This window comes from Streptosporangium sp. 'caverna' (assembly GCF_003203775.1).
In the GTDB taxonomy this organism is placed as follows: Bacteria; Actinomycetota; Actinomycetes; order Streptosporangiales; family Streptosporangiaceae; genus Streptosporangium; species Streptosporangium subroseum.
The window spans coordinates 3,609,489-3,621,439 of sequence record NZ_CP029711.1; the positions used below are offsets into that span (position 1 = coordinate 3,609,489).

Sequence of the window (11,951 nt, forward strand, 5' to 3'; positions counted from 1 at the left end):
CCCGGGGGCGGATCGGGCCCTCGCCGGCGGCCGCCGGGCCGGGAGGCACGGCGTCCGTCAGGGGATGGCGCCGGGGGTGATCAGGCCGGTCTCGTAGGCGAGGACCACGGCCTGGACGCGGTCGCGCAGGCCGAGCTTGGTGAGCACGTTGCCGACATGGGTCTTGACCGTCGTCTCGCTCACCACGAGCTCGGCGGCGATCTCCGCGTTGGACATGCCCTTGGCGATCAGCCGCAGCACCTCCAGCTCGCGCTCGGTCAGCCGGTCCAGGCGGGCGGGGGTGGACTGCTGGTAGGCCGAGGGCAGGTGCGCGCCGAACCTGTCCAGCAGCCGCCTGGTGACGCTGGGCGCGACGATGGCGTCTCCCGCCGCGACCACCCGGATGGCCTGCACCAGCTCATCCGCGGGGACGTCCTTGAGCAGGAACCCGCTGGCCCCGGCACGCAGCGCCTCCACGATGTACTCGTCGAGGTCGAAGGTCGTCAGCACCAGCACCCGGGGCACGTGGGCGCCGCTCGCGGCCTCCCTGACGATCCGGCGGGTCGCCTCGATGCCGTCCACACCCGGCATCCGGATGTCCATCAGGACCACGTCCGGCAGCAGCGCACGGGCCTGGTCCTGAGCGGCCTTGCCCTCCCCGGCCTCCCCGACCACGGTGAGATCCGGCTCTGCCTCCAGGATCAGGCGGAAACCGGTGCGCAGAAGTGGTTGGTCGTCCACCAGCAGCACTCTGATCGTCATCACATGTCCTTGAGGGGGAATCGGGCATTGACCTCGAACCCGCCCCCGGAACGCGGGCCGATCCTCAGAAGTCCACCATAGAGGGCCACGCGCTCGCGGATACCCACCAGACCGTGACCGCCCTGTTCCCCATCGGAGCCGCCGGCCGGTGGGCCGAGGCCGTCGTCCTCGATCTGGATGGCCAGCTCGCCGGGCTCGTGCCGTACGGTCACCCAGGCGCGGGCCTCGGGCCCCGCGTGCCGCAGGCTGTTGGTCAGTGCCTCCTGGACCAGCCGGTAGGCGGCCAGGTCGACGCCGGGGGACAGCCGGCCCCGCTCACCCTCGATCCACAGCTGCGTCCGCAGCCCCGCCTCACGCATCTGGTCGACCAGCGTGGGGATCTCCCGCACCCCCGGCTGCGGGCCGCGCTCGGCGGGCGTCCCGTCGGTCCTGAGCACGCCCACGATGTTGCGCATCTCCGCCATCGCGGTCCGGCCCATCTCCTCGATCGCCGACAGCGCCTCCCTGGCCCCGTCGGGGTTGGTGGCCAGCACCCGGCGCGCGGCGGAGGCCTGGACGGTCATCACGCTCACGTGGTGGGCGACCACGTCGTGCAGCTCACGGGCGATGCGGGAGCGCTCCTCGGCCCTGGCCGCCCGGGTGTCGGCCTCCCTGGCACGTCCCATGCGCCTGGCGCGGTCGCGGAGCTCCGCCTGGTAGGCCCGGCTCAGCCGGACGCTCCGGCCGGCGATCCACAGGGTCATGGTGAGAACGGCCACGAGCAGGTGGGAGCTCCAGTCGCCGAGACCACCGGCCACCACCGCGGAGAAGGTGTGGCCGATGAAGCTCAGCGCCAGCGCGCCCAGGCTGAGCGCCAGTCCGCGCCGGCTGGCGATCGTGTAGACCATCGCCAGTGCGGCGAGCCAGACCAGGGAGGCGCTCTGTCCCGTCGACGCCAGCGTCGTGTCGATGACGATGACCAGGAAGAGCATCAGGAACGGCCAGAGGCGGCGCAACGTCAGGGACAGGCAGCCGATCACGATCAGGGCGAGGCTCAGCGCGTCGGGTTCTCCCAGCACGACCGGGTCGCCGAAGAGGGAGGGAAGGTAGGAGCAGGGGACCGCGAGGGCAGCCAGCACCGTCGCGGAGATCGCGTCGGGAACCAGCGGATGGTCGCGGAGCCAGGATCGCAGGCTGCCGAAGGTGTTGCGCACACAATCAATTTAGGTGCCCCACCTTCACGGCCACCCTGCCACAGGGGGATATCCCCTCTCATCCCCACGGAGGACCCGGGGCTCCCGCCACGGCGACGGGTCCTCCCGCCACGGCGGCAGGACCCCGCGAGACGGCGATGGGAGGCCCCGTGCGACGGCGCGGGAGGCCCCGCTCAGGGGAGAGGGAACGCGCGTGCCGCGGGCGGTCAGAGCTCGTCCGTGGCCGCTCTGCCGGCCCGGGTCGAGCTGTCCGCCCTGGGGGTGCGGCGGGTGCTGCGCACGGTGTCGCCCGGCTGCCGCTCGGGCAGGGGCGGGGGAGTGCCGCCGAACTCCGGGCACAGCTCCTTGTAGGAGCACCAGTCGCACAACCGGCTGCGCCTGGAACGCCACTCGCCGGTCTCCAGCGCTCGCTCGATGGCCTCCCACAGGGCCTGCACCTTGCGCTCGGTGGCGCGCAGATCCGCCTCGTCGGGGGTGTAGCGCAGGACCTCGCCCCCGCCCCCGAGATACATCAGCTGGAGAAGGCGGGGCACCGAGCCGTGCAGCCGCCACAGCACCAGCGCGTAGAACTTCATCTGGAACAGGGCCTTGGCCTCGAAGGCGGGCCCCGGCGCGCTGCCGGTCTTGTAGTCGACCACGCGGACCTCGCCGGTGGGCGCGACGTCCAGCCGGTCGATGTAACCGCGCAGCATCAGGCCGTTGGCGAGCATCGCCTCCACGTACAGCTCCCGCTCGGCGGGCTCGAGGGAGGTGGGGTCCTCAAGGGTGAAGTAGCGCTCCAGCATGGCGCGGGCCTGTGCCAGCCACTGGGCGTGCTCCTGGTCGCCGGCGAACATCTCGCCGTAGGCGGGCTCCTCGGCCAGCAGCTTCAGCCACTGCGGCTCCAGCAGGTCCTGGGCCGCGGCGACGGTGCGCTCGGGGGCGGGAAGGTCGTAGAGGCGCTCCAGCACCGAGTGGACCATCGTGCCCCGCACGGCGGCGGGGGACGGGGGCTCCGGGAGCCGGTCGATCACCCGGAACCGGTAGAGCAACGGGCACGTCATGAAGTCACCGGCGCGGGACGGCGACAGGGCTCCGATGATCGTGGGCTCGGTCAGTGGCATGTCCGCACTGTAGGTCACAGTGGCGACAGTTTGTGCTCAAGGTGGTCTCGGAGCGATCGGGAAGGGCCTGACGGCGCGTAGCATCGAGGCCTGAAGGTGGAGTTCAGCGAGGAGTGGTGAGCCAGAGGTGAGCAGCGAGAGTCCGCGCCAGGACAACCCAGGACTGCGGATGGGACGGCCGTTCGGCATCCCGGTGTACGTCTCGCCGACCTGGTTCATCGTGGCGGCGTTCATCACCTATTCCTTCCAGCCGGTCATGGCCTCCCGGTTGCCCGAGCTGAGCGTCCCGGTGACCTATCTCATCGCGTTCGCCTTCGCCGTGCTGCTGTACGTGTCGGTGCTCCTGCACGAGCTGGCGCACTGCGTGGTCGCCAAGATGTACGGCCTGCCGGTCCGCCGCATCACGCTCTACCTGCTCGGCGGCGTCTCGGAGATCGAGCGCGAGCCGGAGACCCCAAGCCGGGAGTTCATGGTGGCCTTCGCCGGGCCCGTGCTCTCCCTCGGGCTGGCCGGCATCGGCTTCGTCGCCTCCCAGTTCATCGACCCGTACAGCGTCATCGCCGTCCTGATCTGGCAGCTCTGGTTCTCCAACCTGATCGTCGGGGTCTTCAACCTCCTGCCGGGGCTGCCGCTCGACGGCGGGCGCATGCTGCGCGCGGGCATCTGGAAGATCACCCACAGCCCCACCTCCGGCACGATCGCCGCGGCCTGGGGAGGCCGTGGGCTGGCCGTCGTCCTGCTGGTGGTCCCCATCGGGCTGGCGCTGGTGAGCGGGCAGCCGCAGGAGCTGACCACGCTCCTCTGGCCGGTGCTGCTGGCCGCCTTCATCTGGTTCGGCGCCACCCAGTCCCTGCGCAGCGCCCGGGTGCGCGCCCGCATCCCGAAGGTGAACGCCCGCGCCCTGGCCAGGCGGGCCATCGCGGTGACCGGTGACGTGCCGCTGGCCGAGGCCCTGCGCCGGGCCGCCGAGGCCAAGGCGGGGGCGATGGTCGTGGTGGACCACGAGGGCCACCCCACGGGAATCGTCAACGAGGTCGCCGTGGAGGCCACCCCCGAGAGCCGCCGTCCCTGGGTGACCGCGGGCTCGCTGTCGCGCAGCCTCGAACCGTCGCTGGTGCTCGCCGCCGACCTGGAGGGGGAGCCGCTGATCGACGCCATGCGCGAGACCCCCGCGGGCGAATACCTTCTGGTCGAGCGTGGCGGTGAGATCTTCGGGGTGCTGGCCACGTCGGACGTGAACCGGGTCTTCAGCGGGGTCTGAGCGACCCGACCGTCATTTCCACGAGTCTCACCGGGCGTTCACCGGAAAAGTGAGCCGGCGAGGGAAGATAGCCCTGTTTGTCCCACTCGTTTTCGGCTTTCACCAGGACTAGTGTTTTGATCGATTGTTTTGATCTACCGAACTGGTTGGCCATGTAGCTATAAGAGAGCACCAAGTAGCTTAGGGACGATCAATTGGCATCCCCCCACGCGTCGGCGACGGCCGGTGATCTGACTCCGGAGTTGCTCGGCTCGCCCCAATGGACCGATCAAATGGTCGCCTCCGCTGGAATCCCCATATACGACATTCCCTTCCTCACGGTGGGCGGCGGCATGGGATCCTTCGTGACGCTCGACTACCTGCGGATCTACGGCGTCCCCACCTCCCAGATGCGGGTGGTGTCCAACATCGACCACCCGTGGCAGACCTACGAGTTCCTCACCCGGTGCTCGCAGATCCCCCGTAAGGAGCGGATCCGCTCCGACTCCTCCTCCCGCCCCGACAATCTGTGGGGGTTCCCCTCCTACGCCCTGGAAGAGGCCTGGAAGGAGAAGAAGCCGTCGTATCTGTGGCAGATTCTCACCGAGCCGCTGCTGAACGACTACTGGACGCCACGCGCCGGTACGGTCTTCGAGAACCTCGAGCGCGAGGCCAAGCGCATCGGCTACTGGGACATGCTGGTCAAGGGCCAGGTCCGGATGATCCGCCGCCGGTCGGACGGCGGCTACTTCACCGTGATCACCCCGCCCGAGGGGGCGGCGCCCACCAAGCGCATCGTCTTCCGCTCGCGCTTCGTCCACGTCGCGGTCGGTTATCCGGGGCTGAAGTTCCTGCCCGACCTGCAGGAGTTCCGCACCGAACACGGTGACTACCAGCACGTCGTGAACGCCTACGAGCCGCACGAGCAGGTCTACGAGTTCCTGAAGACCCGCCCCGGCACGGTCGTCGTCCGCGGCGGCGGCATCGTCGCGTCCCGGGTGCTGCAGCGTCTGTTCGACGATCGGGAGAAGCTGGACCTCAAGACCCAGATCGTTCACATCTTCCGGACCTTCGTCACCGGCTCCCACGGGCCGAACGCCTGGTCGCGCAGGAAGGGCGGGAACGGCTGGGCCTACCAGGGCTTCAACTACCCCAAGTCGGTGTGGGGCGGCCAGCTCAAGGCGGAGATGCGCAAGCTCGAGGGCGCCGAGCGCGCGCAGAAATACAAGAACATGGGCGGCACCAACACCCCCTACCGGCGGCGCTGGCAGGAACAGATGCGCGCGGGCCGCGAAGGCGGTTACTACCACGCCGTGCAGGGCACCGTGGACCGGGTGGAGCGGACCCCGGAGGGGAAACTGGTCAGCTACGTGCGCAGCGGCGACGGCATCGTCCGCGAGCCCGTGTCCGACTACATCATCGACTGCACCGGCCTGGAGGCCGACATCGCCGAGCACCGGGTCTTCGCCGACCTGCTCCGGCACGGCGGGGCGGGCCGCAACCCGGTCGGCCGGCTCGACGTGGAGCGCCACTTCGAGGTCAAGGGGACGGCGAGCGGCGACGGAGCCCTCTACGCCTCCGGATCGGCGACGCTCGGCGGCTACTTCCCGGGCGTCGACACCTTCCTCGGGCTGCAGATCGCGGCCCAGGAGATCGCCGACGACCTGGCAGGACGGGGATTCGTTCGGAAGATGGGACCGCTGCGGTCGACCTCGCAGTGGCTCAAATGGGCCCGCAACTCTCCGGTGTAAGGAGCGATTCCCCGTGGTTCCAACCCTGCTGGGGCGTATCCAGACGAGGCTCTTCCTGCTCGCCACCGTGGGCGTGATCATCACTCTGCTGGTCGTGCCGGTGCTTCCCGGCCCCTCGGGGCCACTCGGCGACCGCTACGCGGGCGGGTTCCTCGTCCTGGTGGCGGTGGGCGTCCTGGGGATCGTCTGGGAGCTGATCTATCACTTCCTCATGCAGTTCCGGTGGGAGAAGGACTGGCCGACCCTGTTCGGTTTGCTGACGCTCGTACCTGAGGGTCTAGTGCTGTACTTTTTGTTACGGTCCAGTGCAGTTAATTTCATTGATCCGGTTCCGCCGGCCGCCTTCTGGACGCATTTCACACTCGTCTGGGTATGCATGTGGCTGGTGGCGAACGGTCCCATGCGTGTGCCGTTCATCCGGTGGCGCTTCCGGGGAGGGAGAGTTCTTTGACCGACCAGGGCTTCGGGGTGGTGCGTCCGCTTCCGGGCAACGGGCTGGTGGCTCATGTGGGCGGCCTGCTGCTGGTGTGTGACGCGGCCGAGGCCGTCGTCGAAGACCTGCTGGGGGCGGTGAGGGAGACGGCGTCCTCGGGCGGTGACGGCCGTGCGCTGGCTCGCCGCGTGGCCCAGGTGCTCGCCGTCATGATGGGCGAACCGGTGGCGTGCGCCGTCGCGGGTCCGGTGAACGGCGGAGTGGCCGTGCTGGTCAGCGGCCCGGCGTTCGCCTCGGTGACCGGCGCGGCCGGTGAGGTCCAGCTGGCCGGGCGTGACGCGCTCACATGGTCCGACCGGCTGGTGCCGGGCCCGGTGACCCGGGTGAAACTGAGCCTGCCGGAGGCCGGGAAGGCGCATCCGCTCGCCCGGCTGGACTCCGGTGTGATCGTCGGTGGCGGGGTCTGGTGTGACCTGTCCGAGGTGAAGGCCGAACAGCCTTCCGCCCGGTCCGCGCCCTACGCGGAGCCCGTGCCGCACCGGGAGGCGGCCCAGCCGGTTGTGGCTCAGCCGGCTGCCCCTGCTCCGGCCCCACCGGCCCCGGCGGCCCCCGCTCCCGAGTGGCAGCCGCAGGCGGAGGCGGTGGAGGCCGTGGAGGCCGTACGGCCCGCCCCCTATCCGATGGGCCCCGCGGAGCCCTACGTGTCCGCCCCGCAGCCCCAGGAGGCGCCGCGACCGCCTCGGGAGCCGCAGGCCGCGCCACAGGCATGGCACTCCGAGCCCATCCCGGCGATCTCGCCGCAGAACCAGGGACCGATCTCCGGGCCCATACCGATCGTCCAGCACGAGGACATAGCGACCGCCAGGTCGAGCGGGATGGGCGGCGACCCCATCGACGTCCGCGACCAGTCGTTCGACTACGAACCGCTGACGCCGGGCGGTCCGCCGTCCGTGCCGGAGCCTCAGGGGCCTGCTCCCGAGTCGGAGTCGCGGCCGCTGGTCTACGGGGTCGACTGCAAGAACGACCACTTCAACGACCCGCGCGTGCCGTACTGCGCGGTCTGCGGCATCGCGCTGGTGCAGCGCACGCTCGTCCCCTACAAGGGTCCGCGCCCGCAGCTGGGAGTGCTGCTCCTGGACGACGGCATGACGCTCGGGCTCGACACCGACTACCTGGTGGGCCGCGACCCCGAGCGCGCTCCGGAGGTGGCGGAGGGCTCGGTCCGTCCGGCCAAGGTCACCAGCCCCGACGGGTCGGTGTCCCGCCGTCACCTGCGGGTGGCGCTGGACGGCTGGGACGTCAACCTGGTGGACCTGGGCTCGGTCAACGGCACCCAGATCCAGCCGCCCGGTGATCCCAACTTCTACGACATCCCGCCGAACGAGCCGGTCGCGATCCTGCCCGGCACGACCGTGCGGATCGGGGTCTCCCGCACCATGCGCTACGAGTCGCACCGCAACCGCTAGAGGACCGGCGTCCCCCGGGCGTCGGTCCACACTGACTCCGTCGGTCCACACTGGCTCCGGGGCCCGAGCTCGTTCACGCTCGTGTCCTGGCGACGTGGGCGGGCGGCCCACCGCCAAGGGGGAGGCGGATCGGCTCTACGCGCTGGTCGGCCGGAGCCGGTCGAGCTCGGCGCCGAGCAGTCTCTCCAGGCGCTCGGCGCCCAGCCGGTCGGGATAGAGCAGGCGGTGCACGCTCAGCCCGTCGACCAGGGCGAGCAGTCGTTCGGCGACGTCGTCGAGATCCTCCGTCGTGGTGATCTCTCCGGCCTCGGCCGCCGTGCCGAGCAGGCTGCGGACCAGGTAGCGCAGCTCCTCGGCCTCGGCGCGCTGCGCCTGGTGCAGGGCCGGGCTGGTCATGCTGCGGCTCCAGAAGCCGATCTCCAGCCCGCTCTCCTGGACGCGCTCGTCGTCCAGCGGCAGGTTGTCCAGGAGGAGCTCGCGCAGCGCGGCCAGCCCGGTCAGGCCGGCGAGCTTGCCGCGCAGGCGCTCCACGATGCGCCGGTGCGAGGAGTGCAGCGCCGACAGCATGATGTCGTCCTTGTCGGCGAAGTAATGGGTGAGCACGCCGTTGGAGTAACCGGCCTCCCTGGCGATGGCCCTGGTGGTGGCGGCCTCGATGCCCTCGCGCAGGATGATGCGGCGAGTGGCCTCCACGACCTCCTCGCGGCGCTCCCTGTGATTGACGATCTTCGGCAACGCGATCCCTCCCGGGCTGACTCGTTGACATTGTAGTCGGACGCCCGTCTATTATCCGCTCAGGATATGAGGAGGACTCGCTATGACCGTCGTCACCCTCGGGGTGCACATCGTGGACGTGCTCGCCAGGCCCGTGGAGTCGATCCCGGACGGGCAGGACACCCACCTGCTGGAGCAGATCCGCATCACCGCGGCGGGCGCCGCGGCCGGGACCGCCGTCGACCTGGCCAGGCTGGGCGTCGACGTCTTCTCGATGGGAGCCGTCGGCGACGACGAGCTCGGGGACTTCCTCCTCATGGTCATGGGGCGGCACGGGGTGGACGTGGCCGGGATCGTCCGCAAGAACGGCGAGCAGACCGCGGCCTCGATCCTGCCCATCCGGCCCGACGGCGGGCGACCGTCCTTCCACGTCCCCGGCGCCAACCTGAGCCTGTCCCCCGCCGACCTGGACCGCGAGCGCGTCCTCGGCGCGAAGGTCGTGCACCTGGGCGGCATGGACGTGACCTGGGGTCTGTACGACCCGGCGTTCTTCGCGCTGCTGGACGAGGCGCGACGGGGCGGCACGGTCGTCACCATGGACCTGCTGTCGAACATGCCGGATCTGATGCAGGGGGCCCGGAGCTTCCTGCCGCACATCGACTACCTCCTGCCCAACGAGGAGCAGGCGCTCCTGATGAGCGGCGCGAGCGGGGTCGAGGAGGCGGCGACCGCCCTGCTGGGCGAGGGGCCCACGGCCGTGCTCGTCACGCTGGGCGGCGAGGGAAGCCTCATCGCCACGGCGTCCGGAATCACCCGCGTCCCCGCGCTCGACGTTCCGGTCGTGGACACCACCGGCTGCGGCGACGCCTACTGCGCCGGGTTCATCGCCGGTCTGGTCGACGGCCGCGAGGTCGTCGGCGCCGCCCGGCTCGGCACCGCGGTGGCCGCCCGCGTCGCGGGCGGCCTCGGCTCGGACGCGGGCCTGGACGGCGCACGGGAACTGCGCGACAAGGAGTGAAGGAGAGACATATGTTCAACGACGCCAACCTCAGGGAGCGGGCCGCCAAGGTCGTGCCCGGCGGCATGTACGGCCATCTCAACGCGGCCCTGCACGGCCCCGGCTACCCGCAGTTCTTCGTGGGGGGCGAGGGCTGCCGCCAGCGCGACGCCGACGGACGCGAGTACGTCGACCTCATGTGCTCCTGGGGCCCCATCGTGATCGGCCACCGCCATCCCGCGGTGGAGGCCGCGGTCGCCGCGCAGCTCGCCGAGGGCGACTGCCTCAACGGCCCCGGCCCGGTCTACGTGGAGCTCGCCGAGCTGATGGTGGAGACCATCCCGCAGGCCGAGTGGGTGATGTTCTCCAAGAACGGCACCGACGCCACCACCCAGGCCCTGATGATCGCCCGGGCCGCCACCGGCCGGACCAAGGTGCTCATGGCCCACGGCTCCTACCACGGGGCCGACCCCTGGTGCACGCCCAGCCTCTCGGGCACCACGCCCAACGAGCGCGCCGACCTGATCGAATACACCTACAACGACCTGGCCAGCGCCGAGGCCGCCGCGGCCCAGGCGGAGGGCGACGTCGCCGCGATCATCGTGACGCCGTTCAAGCATGACTCCTTCGAGGACCAGGAACTCGCCGCCGGCGAGTTCGCCCGGGGCCTGCGGGCCCTGGCCGACCGGATCGGCGCCGCGCTGGTGATCGACGACGTGCGCGGCGGCTGGCGGCTCGACCTCGGCGGCTCCTGGGAGACCCTGGGCGTCCGCCCCGACCTCTACGCCTTCAGCAAGGCCATGGCCAACGGCTATCCGATCGCCGCGGTCACCGGTGTGGACTCCCTCCGGGGCCCGGCCCAGACGATCTACTCCACCGGCTCGTTCTGGTTCAACGCCGCCCCGATGGCCGCCGCCAAGGCCACCATCGAGACCCTGCGCGACATCGGCGGCGTCGCCCTGATGGAGCGCGCGGGCACCCGCCTCAGAGAAGGTCTCGCGGCCCAGGCCGCCTCGCACGGCTTCGTGGTCAACCAGACGGGTCCCGTACAGATCCCGTGGCTCTCCTTCGAGGGTGACGCCACCCTGGAGAAGGCCATGTTCTGGTCCTCGGCCTGCCTGCGGGAGGGCGTCTACCTCCACCCCTGGCACAACTGGTTCCTGTCGGCGGCCCACACCGACGCCGACATCGACCGCGCGCTCCAGGGCACCGACGCCGCCTACGCCAAGCTCAGGGCCGCGTTCGGCGCGGACTGACCCGGGAAGCGGGGGAGACATCCGGTAAGAGCTGCCTGATATCTGCCGGAAGCGTCGGGTTTTCTATGCGCCCCGGTTCCTTGTCGATCCTTGACCGGAACCGGGCGCCGCCGTACGCCGATAACCTTGCGGGCATGGGTTTTCGCAGGCATGGGCCGTTTCAGGCCGGGGATCAGGTTCAGCTCACCGACCCCAAGAACAAGCGTCACACGGTGACGCTGAAGGAAGACGGCGTGTTCCACACGCACAAGGGCGGAATCCCGCACAGTGAGCTGATCGGTCAGCCCGAGGGTTCGGTGGTGCGTTCGTCCGGCGGCACCCAGTATCTCGCGTTCAGGCATCTGCTCTCCGACTACACGCTCTCCATGCCGCGCGGCGCGGCGGTAATCTACCCGAAGGACTCGGCGCAGATCGTCGGAATGGCCGACATCTTCCCCGGCGCGCGCGTCGTGGAGGCGGGGGTCGGCTCCGGGGCTCTCACCTGTTTCCTGCTCCGTGCCGTGGGGTCCGAGGGAACGGTGACCTCCTATGAGCGGCGCGAGGATTTCGCCGAGGTCGCCACCAAGAACGTGGAAAAGTTCTACGGCGGCCCGATGGATCAGTGGCGCCTGGTGGTCGGTGACTTCGTGGAGTCCCTCGACGAGAGCGACGTCGACCGCATCATCCTCGACATGCTGGCTCCGTGGGAGTGCGTCGACGCCGCGTCCAAGGCACTCACTCCGGGTGGTGTTATCTGCTGCTATGTAGCGACCACGACCCAATTGTCCCGTACCGTCGAAACTCTGCGCGAACACGGGAGTTTCACCGAGCCTCATGCGTGGGAGACCCTGGTTCGCGACTGGCATGTCGAAGGGCTTGCGGTGAGACCCGATCACAGGATGGTCGGCCACACCGGGTTTCTCGTCACGGCCCGTCGCATGGCCGACGGGGTGACACCGCCACCCCGCCGTAGGCGTCCGGCTAAGGGGGTACAGGTCGAGGAGTCAACGTCTACGTCCACGCCGCATGATGACGATTCGGCCACGACAGTACGCTGAGGAGTCCACGGGAACAGATT

The 11,951-nt window shown here is 70.1% G+C and carries 11 protein-coding genes; 7 read left to right on the plus strand and 4 right to left on the minus strand.

Features of this window, described 5'->3' with window-relative positions; genetic code table 11:
- Positions 1-57 precede the first annotated feature (57 nt).
- The 3 genes from DKM19_RS15885 to DKM19_RS15895 form a co-directional block, all read right to left on the minus strand.
- Positions 58-741 (minus strand): response regulator transcription factor, encoded by a 684-nt coding sequence (locus DKM19_RS15885; RefSeq protein WP_110696353.1) that lies wholly within the window; start codon positions 739-741, stop codon positions 58-60.
- Positions 741-1,934, minus strand: coding sequence for a sensor histidine kinase (locus DKM19_RS15890; RefSeq protein ID WP_110696354.1), 1,194 nt, complete (start codon positions 1,932-1,934; stop codon positions 741-743). The genes DKM19_RS15885 and DKM19_RS15890 overlap by 1 nt, the downstream gene beginning before the upstream one ends.
- A 206-nt stretch (positions 1,935-2,140) precedes the next feature.
- A complete protein-coding gene (locus tag DKM19_RS15895; RefSeq protein WP_110705749.1) occupies positions 2,141-3,037 on the minus strand; it encodes a RecB family exonuclease in 897 nt (298 codons plus the stop codon).
- 169 nt (positions 3,038-3,206) lie between these two features.
- On the opposite strand from DKM19_RS15895, the gene DKM19_RS15900 reads away from it, so the two are divergent.
- The 4 genes from DKM19_RS15900 to DKM19_RS15915 all read left to right on the plus strand — a co-directional run bounded on the left by DKM19_RS15900 (position 3,207) and on the right by DKM19_RS15915 (position 7,927).
- Positions 3,207-4,298 (plus strand): site-2 protease family protein, encoded by a 1,092-nt coding sequence (locus tag DKM19_RS15900; RefSeq protein ID WP_110696355.1) that lies wholly within the window; start codon positions 3,207-3,209, stop codon positions 4,296-4,298.
- A 194-nt stretch (positions 4,299-4,492) separates the two neighbouring features.
- Positions 4,493-6,028, plus strand: a complete 1,536-nt coding sequence (locus tag DKM19_RS15905) for a hypothetical protein (protein ID WP_110696356.1) — start codon at positions 4,493-4,495, stop codon at positions 6,026-6,028.
- Positions 6,029-6,041: 13 nt separating this feature from the next.
- Positions 6,042-6,479 (plus strand): hypothetical protein, encoded by a 438-nt coding sequence (locus tag DKM19_RS15910; RefSeq protein ID WP_110696357.1) that lies wholly within the window; start codon positions 6,042-6,044, stop codon positions 6,477-6,479.
- Positions 6,476-7,927: an FHA domain-containing protein gene (locus DKM19_RS15915; RefSeq protein ID WP_110696358.1), complete on the plus strand. Its 1,452-nt coding sequence runs from the start codon at positions 6,476-6,478 to the stop codon at positions 7,925-7,927. The genes DKM19_RS15910 and DKM19_RS15915 overlap by 4 nt, the downstream gene beginning before the upstream one ends.
- Before the next feature lie 135 nt (positions 7,928-8,062).
- On the opposite strand, the gene DKM19_RS15920 is transcribed toward DKM19_RS15915, so the two are convergent.
- Positions 8,063-8,662, minus strand: a complete 600-nt coding sequence (locus DKM19_RS15920; protein WP_110696359.1) for a TetR/AcrR family transcriptional regulator — start codon at positions 8,660-8,662, stop codon at positions 8,063-8,065.
- Between the two features lie 82 nt (positions 8,663-8,744).
- On the opposite strand from DKM19_RS15920, the gene DKM19_RS15925 reads away from it, so the two are divergent.
- The 3 genes from DKM19_RS15925 (at position 8,745) to DKM19_RS15935 (ending at position 11,931) form a co-directional block, all read left to right on the plus strand.
- The gene (locus DKM19_RS15925) at positions 8,745-9,659 is read left to right on the plus strand and encodes a carbohydrate kinase family protein (protein ID WP_110696360.1); all 915 of its coding nucleotides are present in this window, start codon (positions 8,745-8,747) and stop codon (positions 9,657-9,659) included.
- Between the two features lie 11 nt (positions 9,660-9,670).
- The gene (locus tag DKM19_RS15930) at positions 9,671-10,894 is read left to right on the plus strand and encodes an aminotransferase class III-fold pyridoxal phosphate-dependent enzyme (protein WP_089205518.1); all 1,224 of its coding nucleotides are present in this window, start codon (positions 9,671-9,673) and stop codon (positions 10,892-10,894) included.
- A 134-nt stretch (positions 10,895-11,028) separates the two neighbouring features.
- Complete coding sequence (locus DKM19_RS15935; RefSeq protein WP_239514449.1) at positions 11,029-11,931, plus strand: tRNA (adenine-N1)-methyltransferase; 903 nt, start codon at positions 11,029-11,031, stop codon at positions 11,929-11,931.
- Positions 11,932-11,951: the final 20 nt, after the last annotated feature.

What these genes read in the sequence shown, in the direction of transcription:
- DKM19_RS15885 (WP_110696353.1), bottom strand. Translation starts at nt 741, where the DNA reads ATGACGATCAGAGTGCTGCTGGTGGACGACCAACCACTTCTGCGCACC.
- DKM19_RS15895 (WP_110705749.1), bottom strand. Translation starts at nt 3,037, where the DNA reads ATGCCACTGACCGAGCCCACGATCATCGGAGCCCTGTCGCCGTCCCGC.
- DKM19_RS15900 (WP_110696355.1), top strand. Translation starts at nt 3,207, where the DNA reads ATGGGACGGCCGTTCGGCATCCCGGTGTACGTCTCGCCGACCTGGTTC.
- DKM19_RS15925 (WP_110696360.1), top strand. Translation starts at nt 8,745, where the DNA reads ATGACCGTCGTCACCCTCGGGGTGCACATCGTGGACGTGCTCGCCAGG.
- DKM19_RS15930 (WP_089205518.1), top strand. Translation starts at nt 9,671, where the DNA reads ATGTTCAACGACGCCAACCTCAGGGAGCGGGCCGCCAAGGTCGTGCCC.
- DKM19_RS15935 (WP_239514449.1), top strand. Translation starts at nt 11,029, where the DNA reads ATGGGTTTTCGCAGGCATGGGCCGTTTCAGGCCGGGGATCAGGTTCAG.